Raw genomic sequence first — 18442 nt, 5'->3', positions numbered from 1 at the left:
GCAAATGGAGCCCTCCGACTGCCGGGCCCTGAAATTGGGACTGCGGTTGCGCTCAAGCGTTTCATTTATATGAAGGGGCGTCCTTGCCCCGGCATCGATCAGGCCGGTGACGCACCCTTGCTGCGGCTGGCGCGATTCACCAGATAGACCAGGCCGTGATAGTCGATGCTGCCATGCTGCGACAGGCCGATCTCGCAGGTACGGCTGGTGGAGATGCCTTCCTCGCAGACCTGCACCGCGTCCTTCAGGCTGCGCAGTGCATGAGCGTTCAGCTCCGGTGTGGTGAAGCCCTTGTCGCCGGCGAAGCCGCAGCAGTGGATGCCTTCGGGGACCACCACTTCTTTCGCGCAGCGCCGGGCGATGTCGATCAGCGCCTGCGCCTCGCCCAGGTGCTGGGTGCTGCAGGTGACGTGCACGGCGATCGGCGCGTCCTGCGGGACGAAATCCAGCTTGTCCAGCAGCTGCGTGCGGATGAACTTGACCGGATCGTAGACCTGCAGGCGCTCGTCGGCCAGGTCCTGCACCAGGCGCAGGGTGCAGGGGCTGGTGTCGCAGTAGATCGGGTCGAGCCCGCCGCGGCTGGCCCTGAGCAGGGCGTCGAGGGTTTCCTGGCGCTTGCGCTCGGCCTGCTCGGCGTAGCCCTTGGAGGCGAACGGCTGGCCGCAGCAGAGATCGTTGAGGTTGTCGGGGAAGACCACCTGGTAGCCGGCTTTCTCCAGCAGCGAGCGGGTCGCATCGAGTAGCGGCTGCTGCTCCTGATCGCGTGCCGCCGGGCCCATGGCGCGGGAGACGCAGGCGGCCAGGTAGACCACGCGCGGGCGCTCATCCTGGGGCTGCGCTTTGGGCAGGTGCAGCCGCTGCAGCGGTTGCGGCAAGGCCGGCGTCCACTGTGGCACGCGCCCCTTGCTGGCCTTGGTCATGGCGGCTGACATCTTCGCCAGGCCCTTCGTACCCATGATCAGGTGCGCGCCGTTGGCCACGTGCAGCATGAAGCGCGTGCCCTGCACCGCGGTGGCGAAGTGGTCGGCCAGCCAGTTGGCGGTGCCGGTCTTGTGGGCTTCCCTGCCGCGCAGCTTGCGTACCAGGTCGCCGGTGTTGATGCCCACCGGGCAGCGCTGGGCGCAGAGGCCGGTGGCGGCGCAGGTCTCCACGCCGTGGTAGTGATAGAGCCGCTCGATCTCGGAGGTATCGATACCGGCGCGTTTTCTGGCCTGGATGTCGCGCCAGATGACGATGCGCTGGCGCGGCGTCAGGGTCAGGCCGTTGGACGGGCAGACCGGCTCGCAGAAGCCGCATTCGATGCACTTGTCGACGATCTCGTCGGCGGCGGGCATCGGTTTGAGGTTCTTCAGGTGGATCTGCGGATCTTCGGAGAGCACCACGTCCGGGTTGAGGATGCCGGTGGGGTCGAGCAGGCGCTTGATCTTCCACATCAGCGCATAGGCCTCGCTGCCCCACTCCAGCTCGACGAAGGGCGCCATGTTGCGCCCGGTGCCGTGCTCGGCCTTCAGGGCGCCGCCGAACTCCACGGCCACCAGCTGGGTGACGTCGTGCATGAAGGCTTCGTAACGGGCGACCTGGGCCGGGTCGTCGAAGCCCTGGGTGAAGACGAAGTGCAGGTTGCCTTCCAGGGCATGGCCGAACAGGATCGCCTCGCTGTAGGCGTGCGTCTCGAACAGCTGGATCAGGCGGTTGACGCCCTCGGCCAGGCGTTCGATGGGAAAGGTGACGTCCTCGATGATTACCGTGGTGCCGGTCTGGCGCACGGCGCCGACGGCTGGGAAGGTGTCCTTGCGGATGCGCCAGAGCTGGTTGTAGACGACCGGGTCTTCGCTGAAGTCGACCTGCTTCTCCACCGGGAAGTGGGCGATGGACGCCATGATCAGGTTGATCTGCTCGTGCAGCAGCGATTGGGTCGCCGCGCGGGACTCGATCAGCAGCGCGCAGGCATTGGCGGAGAGCGCCTTGACCCACTCCGGCAGGCCTTGCATGTTCTCCACCGAGCGCATGCTGCGCCGGTCCAGCAGTTCCACGGCCGAGACCGGCTGCTGCTTGAGCACCGGCACGGCCAGGCAGCAGCTTTCCACGTCGGGGAAGACGATCAGCGCGCTGGCCTTGTGCGGGTGATCGGGCACGGTGTCGTAGGTCACCGCGCTGATAAAGCCCAGGGTGCCTTCGGAACCGACCATCAGGTGGTTGAGGATGTCCAGCGGCTCGTCGAAATCGACCAGGGCGTTGAGCGAGAAGCCGGTGGTGTTCTTCAGCCGGTACTTGTGACGGATCTTCGCCGCCAGCTCGCTGTTGGCGCGGGTCTGCCGGCCCAGTTCGGCCAGTTCGTCGAGCAGCGCGGCGTGGCTCTGGCGGAAGGTGGCGACACTGGCCGGGTCTTCGCTGTCGACCAGGGTGCCGTCGGCCAGCACGATGCGCAGGCCGGCGAGGGTCTTGTAGCTGTTCTGCGCGGTGCCGCAGCACATGCCGCTGGAGTTGTTGGCGACGATGCCGCCGATCTTCGCCGCATTGATCGAGGCCGGGTCGGGGCCGATCTTGCGCCCCAGCGGCGCCAGCACGGCGTTGGCATTGGCGCCGATGACGCCCGGCTGCAGGCGGATCTGCGCGCCGCCGTGGCGGATCTCGCGGCCGTTCCAGTTGTCGCCCAGCACGATCAGCACCGAGTCGGAAATCGCCTGGCCGGACAGGCTGGTGCCGGCGGCGCGGAAGGTCACCGGCACGTTCTCGGTGTGGGCCAGCTTGAGCAGGCCGACCACTTCGGCTTCGGACTCGACGCGCACCACCAGTTTGGGCACCAGTCGATAGAAGCTGGCGTCGGTGCCGAAGGCCAGGGTCGAGAGCGGGTCGTCGAAGCGGCGCTCGGCCGGGATCAGGCGTTCGACCGCCGCGAGGAAAGCTGCCGGCAGCGGCGAGCGTTCGAGCGATACGGCGGCGTTCATGCGTCCTCCAGGATCAGCACGATCAGATCCTTAGGTCCGTGGGCGCCGTAGGCGAGCACCTGCTCGATGTCGGCGGTCTTCGAGGGGCCAGAGACCAGCAGTGCGTTGGTCGGCATGCCGGCGGCCCACTGGAACTTCTGCTGGATCTCGTAGAAGTTGTCGTGGATTTCGCTGGCCTTGAGGATGGCGAAATGCACCGGCGGCACCAGGCTCATCAGTCGCGGCTCTTCGCGGGTCGGCCACATGATCAGGCTGCCGGTGGAGGCGATGGCGCCGAGGGTGCCGGTGAGGCTGGCCGGGGTGTCGTTGAACAGTTCGTCCTTCCATTCCTCGACGGGGCGGTCGTAGGCCTTGAGCGTCGGCAGCCCTTCGCGACCGGCGCAATGCTCGGCGAAGCGCTGGCCGTAAGGCGTGGTCGGGGCGATCAGCAGGCTGGGTAACGGGCGGTCGTGCAGCAACTGCTCCAGCAGGGCGGGCCAGGCTGCCTGGCTGGTCAGGTGGATTTCGGTGTGCACCGCTTCCATCAGCTGGCGCAGACGGGCGATGCGCTGCTCCGGCGCGTAGCTCCAGGGTTGGGTGACCAGCGACTCGTCGTAGTCATCGACTACCGGGGTGGTGCCTTCCAGGCTTTTCTTCAGCTTGGCGAGAATGTTGGCTTTGGCGCTCATTGGCAGCTCCATGGCATGCGTAAGGTGGATAACGGCGCGAGCCTTATCCACCGAGGCGGGCGGTGGAAAATCGCGGGCGAGTTTTCCACCCTACCTGTGCTCAAGGTGTTCTTTGGCCAGCTCGTGCAGCGAGCGGGCAGCCGGTTTCGGGGCGCTGTGGTTCTGCGTCCAGGGGCCGACGTTGGACGGCGTCAGGTTGCGCAGACGGGTGGCGAAGAAGCTGAAGACCCGGTACAGCGCAGGGCTGGTGTTGAGCAGGCGCCAGCCGCTCCAGATCATCCGTTCCTTTTTCGAATACTTGCTGCCCTGGCCGCGCATGACCTTGTGCGGATCGTCCGGTGCCTTGACGTTTTCCTCGCGCAGGCGGCGCAAGAGCGACGGGATCGGGATCTTCACCGGGCAGACTTCGCCACAAGCGCCGCACAGCGACGAGGCGCTGGGGTGGTCCGGTACCTTGTGCAGGCCGACCATGTGCGGGGTGATGATCTTGCCGATGGGGCCTGGGTATACCTCGCCGTAGGTGTGGCCGCCAACGCGGGTGTACACCGGGCAATGGTTCATACAGGCGCCGCAGCGGATGCAGTTGAGCGTCTGGCGCAGCTCGCTGTCGGCGAAGGCCTGGCTGCGGCCGTTGTCCAGCAGGATCAGGTGCACCTCTTCCGGGCCATCCAGCTCATGCGCCTTGCGCGGGCTGGAGATCATGTTGACGTAGGTGGTGATCGGCTGGCCGAGGGCCGAGCGGGTCAGCAAGGAGAGCAGCGGCACCACGTCGCGCAGGTTCTCCACCACCTTCTCGATGCCGGTCACGGCGATATGCACCGGCGGCACCGTGGTCGACATGCGCCCGTTGCCCTCGTTCTCCACCAGCAGCAGGGTGCCGGTTTCGGCCACCGCGAAGTTGACGCCCGAGACCCCGATATCGGCCTCGAAGAACTTCTGCCGCAGAGTGCGGCGGCCGATCTGGATGAGCTGATCGACGTCCTTGGTGTATTCCACGCCGAGCTTGTCGGTGAACAGGGATGCGACCTGGCCGGCGTTCTTGTGGATGGCCGGCATGATGATGTGCGAGGGCTTTTCGTTGTCGAGCTGGACGATGTACTCGCCCATATCCGATTCCAGGCTCTCGATGCCGTGGCCTTCGAGGAAATGGTTCATCTCCATTTCCTCGCTGACCATGGATTTGCCCTTGATCACCTGCTTGGCCTGCCTAGCCTCGGCGATCTTCAGCACTATCTGGTTGGCTTCTTCCACCGTCTCCGCCCAGTGCACCTGCACGCCGTTGCGGGTCAGGTTGGCTTCCAGGCGTTCCAGCAGTTCCGGCAGCTTGGACAGGGCGCGAGCGCGGATATGGTTGCCCATCTCACGCAGGCGTTCGCGTTCGTCGGCGTCGCTGAAGGAGGCGGCGCGCTTGGTCATCAGCGAGTCCATCGCCGTGCGGAAGTTGCGTCGCAGCTGATCGTCGCCCAAGGCGTTGTGGGCGCGGCCCTTGAAGTCCAGCTCGATTGCGGGAATCCGTTGTGGAGCGTTCATCGGGCACCTCCCGTGCGTTGCCAGAGGAAGGACGCCAGATGCTGGCCGCGAAGTGCTTCGCGCTGTTTTTCCAGCGAACCGTTGATGTTCATCAGGCAGCCGCAGTCGGCGCTGACTACCTGGTGGGCGCCGGATTCCTTCAGCGCACGGGTCTTGTCCAGCACCATGGCGCCGGAGATATCCGGCATGCGCACCGAGAAGGTGCCGCCGAAGCCGCAGCATTCGCTTTCGTGATCGTGCTCGACGCGCTCGACATTGCCCAGCTGAGCCAGCAGTTCACGCACGTGCAGGTGCGTATTCATCTCGCGCCGTGCGGAACAGGAGGTATGCAGGGCGACCTTGACCTGAGTGCCCTGGTCGCGGAACTCGGCCTTGCAGACATAAAGCAGGAACTCGGCCAGTTCGAAGGTGCGCTCGGCCAGCGCCTGGGCCTTCTTCAGGCTTTCCGGCTCATCCTTGAACAGTTCCAGATAGTGGTGGCGCAGCATGCCGGCGCAGGAACCCGAGGGCACCACCACCGGCCAGTCATTGGCGAACAGCGCCAGTTGTGCACGGGCCACCTTGCGCGCTTCGTCGGTGTAGCCGGTGGTATAGGCCGGCTGGCCACAGCAGGTCTGCCCTTGCGGGAAATGCACGGTCAGGCCTTCGCGTTCCAGCAGCTGTATGGCATCCAGGCCGGCCTCGGGATAGAACAGGTCCACCACGCAGGTGCCGAACAGGTAGACCTGGCTCGGCTTGGCGGGGTACTGGCGCGGTTTCGGCAGCGGCGGCGCAACGCGGGTGGCGTTGGGCGCGGCGTCATAGAAGAGTTCGCTCATCAGTTTGGTCTCCGGGTGGGCCCGGTTATCCGCAAGCAGGCTGCTAAGTGCGGTTATGGAATGCAGTCTTGCCCCCGAAGGGGCAAGGCTCGTTTCATGTTTCTGTTTTTTCTTATAGTCCGACCAGCGGGTCGGTAACGCCCATCATATAGATGGCGATCAGGCCGATCGCCCCCGTGAAGAGCACATAGTACAGAGTAGGCCACACGGTCTTGCGCAGCGTCGAGCCTTCCCGCCCGAGCAGGCCCACGGTGGCGGATGCCGCGACCACGTTGTGGATCGCGACCATGTTACCAGCGGCGGCGCCCACGGCCTGGATGGCGACTACCATTGCGCCGGAAATCCCCAGTGACTGGGCTACGCCGAACTGGAACTGGCTGAACATCATGTTGCTGACAGTGTTGGAGCCGGCCAGGAAGGCACCCAGGGCACCTACGGACGGCGCCAGCAATGGATAGATCCCGCCCACGCTGTCGGCCACGTAACGCGCCATGACGATCGGCATGCTGGCCAGGTCCGCCCCATTGACGCCGGAGTTGATCAGGATGCGCACCATCGGCACGGTGAACAGCAGTACGAAGCCGGCGCTGAGCAGAACGCTGCTGGATTCCTTGACCGCGGCCTTCAGCTCCGATGCGCGCATGCCATGCAGGAAGAAGGTGATCAGCACCACCGCGACGAGAATGCCGCCGGGCAGGAACAGGGGCTCGATGCTGGCACTGATTCCTGCCTCGCCAAGGATATTGCCGAAGGCGATGGACACCGACTTCAGTGCGCTACCGACTTCAGGGAAGACTCGGCTTATCACCAGCAACGCACCCACCAGCACATAGGGCAGCCAGGCGCGGAAGGCGCTCATCGGGCGAGCAGCAAGGTCTTCGAGTTTCATCTCGACAGTGCCCAGCCACTCTGCCGGCCATTCCTTGGCATCGGCGAAGTTCCAAGTGTTCTTCGGCACCAGGAAATTGAAACGAGCTGCGGTGGTCACGATGGCCAGGCCGATCAGGCCACCCAGCAGTGACGGGAATTCGGGGCCGAGGAAGACGCCGGTGGCGACGTAGGGCAGGGTGAAGGCCAGGCCCGCGAAGATCGCGAACGGAAGTACTTCAAAGCCGGCTTTCCAGCTTTTTTCCTTGCCGAAGAAACGCGTCAGCATCATTGCCATGACCAGTGGCATCACGGTCCCGACGATGGCATGGGTGATGGCCACGCTGCTGGTGATCTGTTGCAGGAAGCTGTCCCAGCTGGAACCCTGGGCGACCAGTTGCGCACCGATGGTCGCGGTATCCAGGCCGCTGTTGACGCCCACCACGATGGGCGTGCCGACGGCGCCGAAGGATACCGGCGTGCTTTGTACCAGCATGCCCATCAGCACAGCGGCCATGGCCGGGAAGCCGACGGCGACGAGCAGGGGGGCTGCGATCGCTGCGGGCGTGCCGAAGCCGGATGCGCCTTCGATGAAGCAGCCGAACAGCCAGGCGATGATGATGGCCTGGATGCGGCGATCAGGGCTGATGGTGGTGAAGCCGGCACGAATGGCGGTGATGCCGCCGGAATGCTTCAAGGTGTTCAGCAGCAGGATGGCGCCGAAGATGATCCACAACAGGCCGAGGGTGATCACCAGGCCTTGCAGTGTCGAGGCGATGATTCGGTTGAAGGTCATGTCCCAGACGAACAGCCCGATGGCCGCCGTAAACAGGTACACCAGCGGCATGGCGCGGCTGGCCGGCCAACGAAGTCCGATCAGCATGACCGCTGCGAGTAGAATGGGTGTGAAAGCGAAAAGTGCAAGCAGTCCGTTGGACATGTCAGGCTCCCCCTGCAGTTCGGTTCAGATGGGGCCCGGAGCGGACCATGGAATTGTTATGGAAAGAACTCACGCTTGATTCCTCTGCTTTTTGGCTATCTTGTAAATTGGTAATACCAATCGTGCGAGAGAGACAGTCAGCGTAAGAGCTCGATATTTATGCGTCAATTAGCTCGCCATAGACTTTGGTCGCAGCTGGCCTCCTTGCAGGTATTCAAGGCGATCGCTAGGCTTCGATCTTATTGGTAAGACCAGTAGAGGGTGGAAATGGAAGTAGGAATGGTGCGCCCCCGCCGGCTGGCGGATGACATAGTCACTCAGCTCGAGGCGATGATCCTCGAGGGCACGCTCAAGGCGGGCGAGCGCTTGCCGGCGGAGCGGGCGTTGGCGGAACAGTTCGGCGTGTCGCGGCCTTCGCTTCGGGAGGCGATCCACAAGCTGGCTGCCAAGGGGCTGCTGGTAAGTCGCCACGGCGGCGGTAACTTCGTGGCCGAGTCGCTGGGCTCGACTTTCAGCGACCCGCTGCTGCACCTGCTAGAGAACAATGATGATGCCCAGCGCGATCTGCTGGAGTTTCGTCACACCTTGGAAGGCAGCTGTGCCTATTACGCCGCGTTGCGCGCAACCGAGGTGGATCGTCAGCGCCTGACCGAGGCGTTCGAGGCGCTGCAGAGCTGCTATGCACGAGAAGGCAAGGTGACCCGTGCCGAGGAGGGCGCGGCCGATGCGCAGTTCCACCTGGCCATCGCCGAAGCCAGCCACAACGCGGTGTTGCTGCACACCATTCGCGGCCTGTTCGATCTGCTCAGGCGCAACGTGGTGACCAATATCGGGGGGATGTATGCCCTGCGTGACGAAACCCGCGACATGCTCATGAGCCAGCATCGGGAGCTGTACGAGACGATCATGGCACGCCGCGCGGACGAAGCCCGCAACGTGATCCACCGACATATCAACTACGTGCAAGAAGTATTGGCCGAGGGGCAGCAGGAAGCTCGGCGCCTGGCCCGGGCGCAACGCAGGCACGGCGACAAGGTGAAAGGCCTATAGGGGATTTGGCGCCAGAGCGCCAGCCAGGTTGCCGGCGCCTCAGTCGTCCTTGCCCTTGGTACGCATGGCGCGCTGGATCTCGCGGGCCGAGTCGCGTTCCTTCTCGGTGTGGCGCTTGTCGAATTCCTTCTTGCCTTTGGCCAGGGCGATCTCGCACTTGATCATGTGCTTCTTCCAGTACAGCGAAAGGGCGACACAGGCGTAGCCCTTCTGCTGCACGGCGCCGAACAGCTTGCCCAGCTCGCGCTTGTTGAGCAGCAGCTTGCGGGTGCGCGTCGGGTCGGCGATGACATGGGTGCTGGCGGTGGTCAGCGGGGTGATGTGGCAGCCCATCAGCCAAGCCTCGCCATCCTTGAGCAGCACGTAGCTGTCCACCAGTTGCGCCTTGCCGGCGCGCAGGCTTTTCACTTCCCAACCAGCCAGAACGAGGCCGGCCTCGAATTTCTGCTCGATGAAGTAATCGTGTAGCGCTTTCTTGTTCAGCGCGATGGTCCCGGGGGACTGTTTCTTCTGTTTGGCCATAGGTTGCGCATTATAGGGAGTGACGCTGCGGCTGGCGATAACCTGCGCGCCGCCGTGGCATCAAACTTGAGAGGGAAGGGCGTTATCCCCGACAATGTGCCATCTTTCCGCTCGCTCGTGTGCCGGTAGTGCCTTGATCCGGCGAATGCTGCGGGCGCTGGTTCCTTGCTGTCGATGCTCTGGTGTCGACGGTCGTGGCGGTCTTTGGCTGTCGACTGATGAAGTAGAAGGGTCTGCATGACGACACATATTCAACGCTCGGCACTGCTGCCGTACCCGGCGCACGCATTGTTCGACATGGTCAACGACGTAGCCAGCTATCCCCAGTTCCTCCCCTGGTGCTCCGCCACCGAAGTGCTGTCTGCCAGCGAGACGCAGATGCAAGCCAGCATGACCGTGGCGAAAGCGGGGATGAGTCAGCGCTTTCTGACCCGCAACGAGCTGCAGCCGGGCAAGCGTATCGAGATGAGTCTGCAGGAGGGGCCATTCAGCCACCTGCACGGTATCTGGGAATTCAAGGCGCTTGGGGAGAAGGCTTGCAAGATCAGCCTGGACCTGACGTTCGATTATGCCGGGCCGCTGGTCAAGGCCACGCTTGGCCCCTTGTTCAATCAGGCGGCCAATACCCTGGTCGATGCCTTCTGTGATCGCGCGAAGCAACTCTATGGATAAGCAGGCCATTGCCATCGAGGTCGTCTATGCCCGGGCGGACAAGCAGAAACTGCTCCGACTGACCGTGCCTCAGGGCACGACGGTGCGTGTGGCAGCGGTGCAGTCGGGCATGGATGCGCATTTTCCCGAACTGGATCTTGCGACCGCCCCGCTGGGGATTTTCGGCAAGGCAGTGGCCAAGCCGGATGAGCGAGTGCTGGAAGAGGGCGAGCGGGTGGAGATTTACCGACCCTTGATCGCCGACCCGAAAGAGGTGCGCAAGCAGCGCGCCGCCAAGGCGGCGAAGAACAAGGCCGAGGCGGCTGAGGAATAAGGTGTGGAGCCCGTTCTACCGGGCTCGACGTGGACTCGCTTGTCAGTTGGTTTCCAGCGGTTCGGGGATGGGCACCGGTACCGGCTCTGCGGCATCGACGTCACCTTGAATCTGCTCGAGCAACGAGCCTGGCGCCGGGCGTTCATCTTCCGTGGTCGGCTGCAGGGGTTCGGTGGTCGTCGGCTGGGCGCCCAGGATCGCCTCGTCGCGGCTGACGCCCGGCAGGAAGTCGCCGGCCAGGCCTGCCAGTTGATCGCTGTCGTTGAACACCAGGCTGACACGCTCCTGCTGGCGCTGCCCGCCGCCAGGCTGGATGCTGTACAGGTAATCCCAGCGGCTGGCATGGAAGGTGTCGGTGATCAGCGGGCTGCCCATGATAAACCGCACTTGAGATCGGGTCATTCCCGGGCGTAACTGGTCTATCATGTCTTGCGTAACGACATTGCCCTGTTGAATGTCGACCTTGTAAACCCCGGGGAATGAACAACCGGCGAGTGCGAACAGACCCACAAGCGTGAGACTGGACAGCATGAGCTTGGTGTTTTGCATCGGTGGGTGACTTCCACTATCTTGGCTGGGCAAAGACCCGGATCATACCCGTATTGAAGGAGGCTGCGAAACAGCAGCAGTGAGAAAGCCAACCATGGTTGAAAATAGCGAACTACGCAAAGCTGGCCTCAAGGTGACCCTGCCGCGGGTCAAGATCCTGCAGATGCTGGACAGCACCGATCAACGCCATATGAGTGCGGAAGATGTCTACAAGGCGCTGATGGAGGCCGGCGAGGATGTCGGGCTGGCTACGGTCTATCGTGTGCTGACGCAATTCGAGGCGGCGGGACTGGTTGTCCGCCACAACTTCGATGGCGGCCATGCGGTATTCGAGCTGGCCGACGGTGGCCATCACGATCACATGGTCTGCGTCGATACCGGCGATGTCATCGAATTCTTCGATCACGACATCGAAAATCTGCAGAAAGAGATCGTCGCGCGCCACGGCTACGAATTGGTCGATCACAATCTGGTGCTCTACGTGCGCAAGAAAGCCGAGTGATAACGGCTTTGACATGGCAAGTGCAAAAAAGGCGACCCGCGGGTCGCCTTTTTCATGCGTGAATCGCGCTCATGCCTGGGCGGTGCTGATCATCTGCCGTGCATGGGCCAGGGCCTGCTCGGTCAGGTCGACCCCGCCCAGCATGCGAGCGACCTCCTCGATGCGTTCGTGATCTTGCAGCGTGGCGACCGCCGTATGGGTTTCGTCGCGCCCCCGGGCCTTGTGCACGAACAGGTGATGGTGACCTTGGGCGGCAACCTGCGGAAGGTGAGTGACGGTCAACACCTGGCCGCGCTCGCCGAGGCGCCTCAGCAGCTGGCCGACCACTTCGGCGGTAGGGCCGCCGATGCCCACATCGACTTCATCGAATACGAGGGTCGGTATGCGCGAGGTCTGTGCGGTGATTACCTGGATCGCCAGGCTGATGCGCGAGAGCTCGCCGCCTGAAGCCACCTTTGCCAATGGGCGCAGCGGCTGGCCGGGGTTGGCGCTGACGAGAAACTCCACCTGTTCCAGGCCGTGCGGAGGATGCTCGCCGTCGGCGCTGGGTTTGAGTGCGATGCTGAACTTGCCGCCAGGCATGCCCAGTCGCTGGATTTCGGTCTCTACCGAGGCGGCCAGCGCCTCGGCTGCTTGCTGTCGAACGCCGCTCAGCTCGGTCGCCTTCTCCTGGTAGTGCCGGGCATAGGCCGTCAGCTCCTCACTCAGCCGCTCCAGTGCCTCGTCATCGGCATTGAGGCTTTCGAGTTCTTCGAGCAGGCGCTGCTGCAGCGCCGGCAGCTCGGGTGGCTGCACGCGATGCTTGCGCGCCAGGGTATAGATGCTGTCCAGGCGTTCTTCCAGCGCCTGCTGGCGCTCGGGGTCGGAATCGAAATGGTCGAGGAAGCGGTTCAGCTCGCCGACGGCTTCTTCCACCTGGATCTGCGCGCTGGCCAGCAGGTTGACGGCTTCGCCGAGTGCGCCCGGCTGGCTCTGGAACGCAGTGAGGCGCTGCAGGCTCGAGGTGAGGGCGGACAGCACGTTGCCGGCGTCGCTTTCGCTGCACATGTCCAGCACCTGACGGCAGGTGCCGAGCAGCTGTTCGGCGTTGGCCAGGTTCTTGTGCTCATGCTCCAGCTGTTCCAGCTCGCCGTCCTCGAGGGCTAGCGCTTCCAGCTCTTCCAGCTGGTAGCTCAGCAGCTGGTGGCGTGCGCGCTGGTCATCGCTGGTATTGCTCAGCCGCTCCAGGGCCTGCCGGGTCTGGCGCCAGCGTTGCGCGGCCAGTTGCACCTGGCGGGCGAGTTCCTGGCTGCCGCTGTATTCGTCCAGCAGGCGGCGATGGGTATCGGTCTTGAGCAATGACTGGTGCTCGTGCTGGCCGTGGATGTCGATCAACAGCTCGCCGAGCGCCTTGAGGTCGCCCTGGGGGCAGGGCGTGCCGTTGATGTAGCCGCGCGAGCGCCCTTCGGCGGTGATGACGCGACGCAGGATGCAGGGGCCGTCATTGTCCAGGTCGCGCTCGGCGAGCCAGGCGCGCGCATCGGGGATGTCATCCAGGTCGAAGCTGGCGAGGATGTCGGCCTTGTCCGCGCCGACGCGCACGACGCTGCTGTCGGCGCGATCGCCCAGGGTGAGGCCGAGGGCGTCGAGCATGATCGATTTGCCGGCACCGGTTTCCCCGCTGATCACGCTCATGCCGCGCTGCAGTTCGAGATCGAGGTGTTCGACGATGGCGTAGTTGTGAACGGACAGATGAACCAGCATGGCAGGGCTCCCGGTTTCGTGGCTGGCTATTTATACAGTGGTTTTGCGGGCCGCTTCAAGCGGCAGATCGCAACTGGCGATACTCGTTGTTGATGGCATTCGGTTTTTCCCTTGAACCTCGCTTTCGCGCCCCCATATAGGCGCTCAAGCGCGAGCGCTGGCTCGCTGACGTCTTGATGAGGAGGATCACATGGCCGATGAGCAGAACCTGGATAACCAGGTCCCCGAAGAGAATGAAGAGGCGCAAGCCGAGGTGACCGAGGATCTGGCAGCACGCGTACAGTCCCTCGAGGAACAGCTGGCGGCTGCGCAGGATCAGTCTCTGCGTACTGCGGCCGAGTTGCAGAACATCCGTCGTCGCGCCGAACAGGATGTGGAGAAGGCGCATAAGTTCGCCCTGGAGAAATTCGCCGGTGACCTGCTGGCGGTGGTCGACAGCCTCGAGCGTGGGCTCGAGCTTTCCAGCCCCGACGACGAGGCGATCCGGCCGATGCGCGAGGGTGTCGAGCTGACGCTGAAGCTGTTGCTGGACACGCTGGGACGCTACCAGCTCGAGCCGGTCGATCCCCATGGCCAGCCGTTCAATCCGGAGCATCATCAGGCCATGGCGATGGAGGAAAGCACGCACACCGAACCGGGCAGCGTGCTGAAGGTGTTCCAGAAGGGTTACCTGCTCAACGGCCGTCTGCTGCGTCCGGCAATGGTGGTGGTCAGCAAGGCGCCGGCGCAAACCCCGCCTTCGATTGACGAGAAGGCTTGAATTCTGGCTGCCGACCCCCATCTGGTAGCCAAGCGTTTTTGTGTTACCCGCAGCCGGTAAACAGGCGCGGATTTCATCCAAGATTTCGGAGATAGACAAATGGGCAAAATCATCGGTATCGACCTGGGGACCACCAACTCCTGCGTCTCCATCCTCGAAAACGGCCAGGCCAAGGTCATCGAGAACGCCGAGGGCGGACGTACCACGCCGTCGATCATCGCGTATGCCAACGATGGCGAGATCCTGGTTGGCCAGTCGGCCAAGCGCCAGGCGGTCACCAACCCGCACAACACACTGTTCGCGGTCAAGCGACTGATCGGTCGCCGGTTCGACGAAGACGTCGTGCAGAAAGACATCCAGATGGTCCCCTACAAGATCGTCAAGGCCGACAACGCCGACGCCTGGGTGGAAGTGAATGGCCAGAAGATGGCCCCGCCGCAGATTTCCGCGGAAATCCTCAAGAAGATGAAGAAGACCGCCGAAGACTACCTCGGCGAGCCGGTCACCGAAGCGGTGATCACCGTGCCGGCCTACTTCAACGACAGCCAGCGCCAGGCCACCAAGGATGCCGGCCGCATCGCCGGGCTCGACGTCAAGCGCATCATCAACGAGCCGACCGCGGCGGCGCTGGCCTACGGCATGGACAAGGCCAAGGGCGACCACACCGTGATCGTCTATGACCTGGGCGGCGGTACCTTCGACGTGTCGGTGATCGAGATCGCCGAAGTCGACGGCGAGCACCAGTTCGAAGTGTTGGCCACCAACGGTGACACCTTCCTCGGCGGTGAAGACTTCGACATCCGCCTGATCGACTACCTGGTCGACGAGTTCAAGAAAGAAAGCGGCATGAACCTCAAGGGTGACCCGCTGGCCATGCAGCGCCTAAAGGAAGCCGCCGAGAAGGCCAAGATCGAGCTGTCCTCCAGCCAGCAGACCGACGTCAACCTGCCGTACATCACGGCCGATGCCAGCGGTCCCAAGCACCTGAACGTGAAGATTTCCCGTGCCAAGCTCGAAGCCCTGGTCGAGGACCTGGTGCAGCGTACCCTCGAGCCGTGCCGTATCGCGCTGAAGGATGCCGGTATCGACGTCGGCAAGATCGACGATGTCATCCTGGTCGGCGGTCAGACCCGCATGCCGCTGGTGCAGCAGAAAGTCGCCGAGTTCTTCGGCAAGGAAGCGCGCAAGGACGTCAACCCGGACGAAGCCGTGGCCATGGGCGCCGCCATTCAGGGCGCGGTACTGGCCGGTGACGTCAAGGATGTGCTGCTGCTCGACGTTTCCCCGCTGACCCTGGGTATCGAAACCATGGGTGGCGTGATGACGCCGCTGATCGAGAAGAACACCACCATCCCGACCAAGAAGTCGCAGGTGTTCTCCACCGCCGACGACAACCAGAGCGCCGTGACCATCCACGTGCTGCAGGGCGAGCGCAAGCAGGCGGCGCAGAACAAGTCGCTGGGTCGCTTCGACCTGGCCGAGATTCCGCCGGCGCCGCGTGGCATGCCGCAGATCGAAGTCACCTTCGACATCGACGCCAACGGCATCCTGCACGTGTCCGCCAAGGACAAGGCCACCGGCAAGCATCAGTCCATCGTGATCAAGGCCAACTCCGGTCTGTCCGAGGAAGAAATCGAGCAGATGGTCCGCGACGCCGAGGCCAATGCCGAGGAAGATCGCAAGTTCGAAGAGCTGGCCGGTGCGCGCAACCAGGGCGACCAGTTGGTCCATGCCACGCGCAAGATGCTGACCGAGGCGGGCGACAAGGCCACCGAGGAAGACAAGGCCAGCATCGAGAAGGCCATCGGCGAACTGGAAGTGGCCATCAAGGGCGACGACAAGGCCGAGATCGAAGCCAAGATCGCTGCGGTGTCCCAGGCTTCCACGCCGCTGGCGCAGAAGATGTACGCCGAGCAGCCTCAGGGTGGCGAAGGCCAGCCGGCTGGCGACGGCGCGCAACCGGGCGACGATGTGGTCGATGCGGAGTTCGAAGAGGTCAAGGACAACAAGTAATCCGCCACTTGTGACCCACATGGAAGGGCGCGCAGCCTGTCGCAAACAGCGCGGGTTGCCTGTCCTTCCGGCTTGCCGCGACGCGTTCGCGACAGGCGTGACCGCTGCGCGGGGGCTTGCTCCCGCGTCGGCGTGTCTGGAGGGTACGAATTTGAAGGTTCAGGAAATTTATGGCCAAACGTGATTATTACGAGGTGCTGGGTGTCGAGCGTGGCGCCAGCGAGGCGGAGCTGAAAAAGGCTTACCGCCGCCTCGCCATGAAGCACCACCCCGATCGCAATCCGGGTGACAAGGCGGCTGAGGAAGCCTTCAAGGAAGCCAACGAAGCCTACGAAGTGCTTTCCGATGCGAGCAAGCGCCAGGCCTACGACCAGTACGGCCACGCCGGTGTCGATCCGCAGATGGGGGCTGGCGCAGGTGCGGCCTATGGCGGCGCCAACTTCTCCGACATCTTCGGCGACGTGTTCAGCGATTTCTTCACCGGCACCCGCGGCAGTTCGCGCGGTGGTGCCCAGCGCGGCAGCGACCTGCGTTACACGCTGGAGCTGGATCTGGAAGAAGCCGTGCGCGGCACGACGGTGACCATTCGCGTGCCGACCCTGGCCGAATGCAAGACCTGTAATGGCTCCGGTGCCAAGAAGGGCACCAGCCCCGTCACCTGTACCACCTGTGGTGGCATCGGTCAGGTGCGCATGCAGCAGGGCTTCTTCTCCGTGCAGCAGACCTGCCCGCGCTGCCATGGCAGCGGCAAGATGATTTCCGATCCTTGTGGCAGCTGCCACGGCCAGGGCCGCGTCGAAGAACAGAAGACGCTTTCCGTGAAGGTGCCCGCAGGCGTCGACACGGGCGACCGCATTCGCCTGACCGGCGAAGGCGAGGCCGGTACCCAGGGTGGCCCGGCGGGTGATCTGTACGTGGTGGTCAACGTGCGTGAGCACGCGATCTTCCAGCGCGACGGCAAGCATCTGTATTGCGAGGTGCCGATCAGCTTCGCCGACGCGGCGCTGGGCGGCGAGCTGGAAGTGCCGACGCTGGATGGCCGGGTCAAGCTGAAGATCCCCGAAGGCACCCAGACCGGCAAGCAGTTCCGCCTGCGCGGCAAGGGTGTGGCGCCGGTGCGTGGTGGTGCGGCAGGCGACCTGCTGTGCCGGGTGGCGGTGGAAACGCCGGTCAACCTGAGCAAGCGCCAGCGTGAAATGCTCGAAGAATTCCGTGGCACGCTTCAGGGCGACACCTCTCATTCGCCCAAGGCCAGCGGTTGGTTCGAGGGTGTGAAACGCTTTTTCGGCGATGTCTGATCGGAAGCTGGGAGCTTGAAGCCGGAAGCCTGAAACGCGCCGGGGCAGCTTCCAGCTTCAGGCTTTCAGCTTGGAGCTTTGAGTTATGCGACGTATAGCAGTGATGGGCGCCGCGGGGCGCATGGGCAAGACCCTGATCGAGGCGGTGCAGCAGACCGCGGGCGCTGCCGGGCTTACCGCGGCGATCGACCGACCGGACAGTACCCTGGTCGGTGCGGACGCTGGCGAACTGGCGGCAATCGGCCGTCTGGGCGTGCCGCTGACCGGTGATGTGGCGAAAGCGGTCGACGAGTTCGACGTGCTGATCGATTTCACCCACCCGTCGGTCACCCTGAAGAACCTGGAAGTCTGCCGTCGCGCTGGTAAGGCGATGGTGATCGGCACCACTGGATTTTCCGTGGACGAGAAGGAGCGTCTCGCTGCCGCGGCCAAGGAGATCCCGATCGTCTTCGCCGCCAACTTCAGCGTTGGCGTGAATCTTTGCCTCAAGCTGCTGGACACCGCCGCGCGGGTGCTCGGCGACGAGGTCGACATCGAGATCATCGAGGCGCACCACAGGCACAAGGTCGATGCGCCGTCCGGCACCGCCCTGCGCATGGGTGAGGTGGTGGCCGATGCGCTCGGGCGCGATCTGCAGAAAGTCGCGGTCTACGGCCGCGAAGGGCAGACGGGCGCGCGTCAGCGCGACACCATCGGCTTCGCCACCGTGCGCGCCGGGGACGTGGTCGGTGATCACACCGTGCTCTTCGCCGCCGAGGGCGAGCGCGTCGAGATCACCCACAAGGCCTCCAGCCGAATGACCTTCGCCAAGGGCGCGGTCCGCGCGGCTTTGTGGCTCGACCAGAAGCCGGCCGGCCTGTACGACATGCAGGATGTGCTGGGGCTGAAGTAGCGAAAAACAGCCGTTCGCAAAGCGGCAGATACTCCCCCGAACTGGTGGGAGATGTGTCCTCGCGACAATTGCCGATCGCAGGCCTGCCAAGGCTCAAAGCATCGCCCCGAGGTCGGGCCTCCCACGAAAGCAGCCGGTGCCGCACCGGACCCTGTGGAGGCGCGCCTTCGGCGATTGCGGTCCGCAGGCCTGCCTGAGGCCTGAGTAGGTTGGCGTAACGGGCACGGCATTGATGGTGCCTACGCTCTGCGTGGGTACAAGACGCGGACGCTCTGCGTCCCTCCTGAGGCGCAGAGCGCCTCTGACTGCGTTCCCACGCAGAGCTTCACTAGTGTCCGGGGAAAATTGTTCATAGCT

General features: G+C 63.9%; 16 protein-coding genes. 8 read left to right on the top strand and 8 right to left on the bottom strand.

Annotated elements, in window-relative coordinates:
* Nucleotides 1-98: 98 nt before the first annotated feature.
* The 5 genes from EA795_RS05680 to EA795_RS05660 all read right to left on the bottom strand — a co-directional run bounded on the left by EA795_RS05680 (nucleotide 99) and on the right by EA795_RS05660 (nucleotide 7771).
* On the bottom strand, nucleotides 99-2948 hold the full coding sequence (locus EA795_RS05680; RefSeq protein WP_122076071.1) for an FAD-binding and (Fe-S)-binding domain-containing protein: 2850 nt from the start codon (nucleotides 2946-2948) through the stop codon (nucleotides 99-101).
* Complete coding sequence (locus EA795_RS05675; RefSeq protein WP_122076069.1) at nucleotides 2945-3616, bottom strand: LutC/YkgG family protein; 672 nt, start codon at nucleotides 3614-3616, stop codon at nucleotides 2945-2947. The genes EA795_RS05680 and EA795_RS05675 overlap by 4 nt, the downstream gene beginning before the upstream one ends.
* Nucleotides 3617-3706: 90 nt before the next feature.
* Nucleotides 3707-5146: a LutB/LldF family L-lactate oxidation iron-sulfur protein gene (locus EA795_RS05670; RefSeq protein WP_122076067.1), complete on the bottom strand. Its 1440-nt coding sequence runs from the start codon at nucleotides 5144-5146 to the stop codon at nucleotides 3707-3709.
* Nucleotides 5143-5964 carry a (Fe-S)-binding protein gene (locus tag EA795_RS05665; RefSeq protein WP_014853952.1) on the bottom strand — a complete coding sequence of 274 codons (822 nt, stop codon included), beginning with the start codon at nucleotides 5962-5964 and terminating at the stop codon, nucleotides 5143-5145. The genes EA795_RS05670 and EA795_RS05665 overlap by 4 nt, the downstream gene beginning before the upstream one ends.
* Before the next feature lie 112 nt (nucleotides 5965-6076).
* Entirely contained in the window at nucleotides 6077-7771 is a 1695-nt protein-coding gene (locus EA795_RS05660) for an L-lactate permease (protein ID WP_122076065.1), read from the bottom strand.
* A 267-nt stretch (nucleotides 7772-8038) separates the two neighbouring features.
* Between EA795_RS05660 and EA795_RS05655 the strand changes: the two genes are divergently transcribed.
* The gene (locus EA795_RS05655; protein WP_065983515.1) at nucleotides 8039-8821 is read left to right on the top strand and encodes a GntR family transcriptional regulator; all 783 of its coding nucleotides are present in this window, start codon (nucleotides 8039-8041) and stop codon (nucleotides 8819-8821) included.
* 39 nt (nucleotides 8822-8860) lie between these two features.
* On the opposite strand, the gene smpB is transcribed toward EA795_RS05655, so the two are convergent.
* The gene (smpB, locus tag EA795_RS05650; RefSeq protein ID WP_014853949.1) at nucleotides 8861-9343 is read right to left on the bottom strand and encodes an SsrA-binding protein SmpB; all 483 of its coding nucleotides are present in this window, start codon (nucleotides 9341-9343) and stop codon (nucleotides 8861-8863) included.
* 237 nt (nucleotides 9344-9580) lie between these two features.
* Here smpB and EA795_RS05645 point away from each other — a divergent pair, with 237 nt between their 5' ends.
* Nucleotides 9581-10015 (top strand): type II toxin-antitoxin system RatA family toxin, encoded by a 435-nt coding sequence (locus tag EA795_RS05645; protein WP_014853948.1) that lies wholly within the window; start codon nucleotides 9581-9583, stop codon nucleotides 10013-10015.
* Nucleotides 10008-10328, top strand: a complete 321-nt coding sequence (locus EA795_RS05640) for an RnfH family protein (RefSeq protein ID WP_122076063.1) — start codon at nucleotides 10008-10010, stop codon at nucleotides 10326-10328. The genes EA795_RS05645 and EA795_RS05640 overlap by 8 nt, the downstream gene beginning before the upstream one ends.
* 42 nt (nucleotides 10329-10370) lie before the next feature.
* Here the strand turns inward: EA795_RS05640 and EA795_RS05635 are convergent, their stop codons facing one another.
* Nucleotides 10371-10877, bottom strand: a complete 507-nt coding sequence (locus tag EA795_RS05635; protein ID WP_122076061.1) for an outer membrane protein assembly factor BamE — start codon at nucleotides 10875-10877, stop codon at nucleotides 10371-10373.
* Nucleotides 10878-10971: 94 nt separating this feature from the next.
* On the opposite strand from EA795_RS05635, the gene fur reads away from it, so the two are divergent.
* Nucleotides 10972-11379 carry a ferric iron uptake transcriptional regulator gene (gene fur, locus EA795_RS05630; protein WP_058076200.1) on the top strand — a complete coding sequence of 136 codons (408 nt, stop codon included), beginning with the start codon at nucleotides 10972-10974 and terminating at the stop codon, nucleotides 11377-11379.
* 69 nt (nucleotides 11380-11448) lie between these two features.
* Here fur and recN read toward each other — a convergent pair whose 3' ends face one another.
* Nucleotides 11449-13122, bottom strand: coding sequence for a DNA repair protein RecN (gene recN / locus EA795_RS05625; protein WP_122076059.1), 1674 nt, complete (start codon nucleotides 13120-13122; stop codon nucleotides 11449-11451).
* A 190-nt stretch (nucleotides 13123-13312) separates the two neighbouring features.
* Between recN and grpE the strand changes: the two genes are divergently transcribed.
* The 4 genes from grpE (at nucleotide 13313) to dapB (ending at nucleotide 18085) form a co-directional block, all read left to right on the top strand.
* Entirely contained in the window at nucleotides 13313-13882 is a 570-nt protein-coding gene (gene grpE / locus EA795_RS05620) for a nucleotide exchange factor GrpE (RefSeq protein ID WP_014853943.1), read from the top strand.
* Nucleotides 13883-13981: 99 nt separating this feature from the next.
* On the top strand, nucleotides 13982-15895 hold the full coding sequence (gene dnaK, locus EA795_RS05615; RefSeq protein ID WP_014853942.1) for a molecular chaperone DnaK: 1914 nt from the start codon (nucleotides 13982-13984) through the stop codon (nucleotides 15893-15895).
* A gap of 170 nt (nucleotides 15896-16065) precedes the next feature.
* Nucleotides 16066-17193 (top strand): molecular chaperone DnaJ, encoded by a 1128-nt coding sequence (dnaJ, locus tag EA795_RS05610; RefSeq protein WP_122076057.1) that lies wholly within the window; start codon nucleotides 16066-16068, stop codon nucleotides 17191-17193.
* A gap of 85 nt (nucleotides 17194-17278) precedes the next feature.
* Nucleotides 17279-18085 (top strand): 4-hydroxy-tetrahydrodipicolinate reductase, encoded by an 807-nt coding sequence (dapB, locus tag EA795_RS05605; protein ID WP_122076055.1) that lies wholly within the window; start codon nucleotides 17279-17281, stop codon nucleotides 18083-18085.
* The last annotated feature ends 357 nt before the right edge of the window (nucleotides 18086-18442 follow it).

This window comes from Stutzerimonas nitrititolerans, from assembly GCF_003696285.1.
Classification (GTDB): Bacteria; Pseudomonadota; Gammaproteobacteria; order Pseudomonadales; family Pseudomonadaceae; genus Stutzerimonas; species Stutzerimonas nitrititolerans.
The sequence above is the reverse complement of the archived record's forward strand: the minus strand, read 5'-3'. Positions and strand labels throughout refer to the sequence as shown.

Coding starts and splice junctions, on each gene's coding strand:
- EA795_RS05680 (WP_122076071.1), bottom strand. CDS start 2,948: ATGAACGCCGCCGTATCGCTCGAACGCTCGCCGCTGCCGGCAGCTTTC.
- EA795_RS05675 (WP_122076069.1), bottom strand. CDS start 3,616: ATGAGCGCCAAAGCCAACATTCTCGCCAAGCTGAAGAAAAGCCTGGAA.
- EA795_RS05670 (WP_122076067.1), bottom strand. CDS start 5,146: ATGAACGCTCCACAACGGATTCCCGCAATCGAGCTGGACTTCAAGGGC.
- EA795_RS05665 (WP_014853952.1), bottom strand. CDS start 5,964: ATGAGCGAACTCTTCTATGACGCCGCGCCCAACGCCACCCGCGTTGCG.
- EA795_RS05660 (WP_122076065.1), bottom strand. CDS start 7,771: ATGTCCAACGGACTGCTTGCACTTTTCGCTTTCACACCCATTCTACTC.
- EA795_RS05655 (WP_065983515.1), top strand. CDS start 8,039: ATGGAAGTAGGAATGGTGCGCCCCCGCCGGCTGGCGGATGACATAGTC.
- smpB (WP_014853949.1), bottom strand. CDS start 9,343: ATGGCCAAACAGAAGAAACAGTCCCCCGGGACCATCGCGCTGAACAAG.
- EA795_RS05645 (WP_014853948.1), top strand. CDS start 9,581: ATGACGACACATATTCAACGCTCGGCACTGCTGCCGTACCCGGCGCAC.
- EA795_RS05640 (WP_122076063.1), top strand. CDS start 10,008: ATGGATAAGCAGGCCATTGCCATCGAGGTCGTCTATGCCCGGGCGGAC.
- EA795_RS05635 (WP_122076061.1), bottom strand. CDS start 10,877: ATGCAAAACACCAAGCTCATGCTGTCCAGTCTCACGCTTGTGGGTCTG.
- fur (WP_058076200.1), top strand. CDS start 10,972: ATGGTTGAAAATAGCGAACTACGCAAAGCTGGCCTCAAGGTGACCCTG.
- recN (WP_122076059.1), bottom strand. CDS start 13,122: ATGCTGGTTCATCTGTCCGTTCACAACTACGCCATCGTCGAACACCTC.
- grpE (WP_014853943.1), top strand. CDS start 13,313: ATGGCCGATGAGCAGAACCTGGATAACCAGGTCCCCGAAGAGAATGAA.
- dnaK (WP_014853942.1), top strand. CDS start 13,982: ATGGGCAAAATCATCGGTATCGACCTGGGGACCACCAACTCCTGCGTC.
- dnaJ (WP_122076057.1), top strand. CDS start 16,066: ATGGCCAAACGTGATTATTACGAGGTGCTGGGTGTCGAGCGTGGCGCC.
- dapB (WP_122076055.1), top strand. CDS start 17,279: ATGCGACGTATAGCAGTGATGGGCGCCGCGGGGCGCATGGGCAAGACC.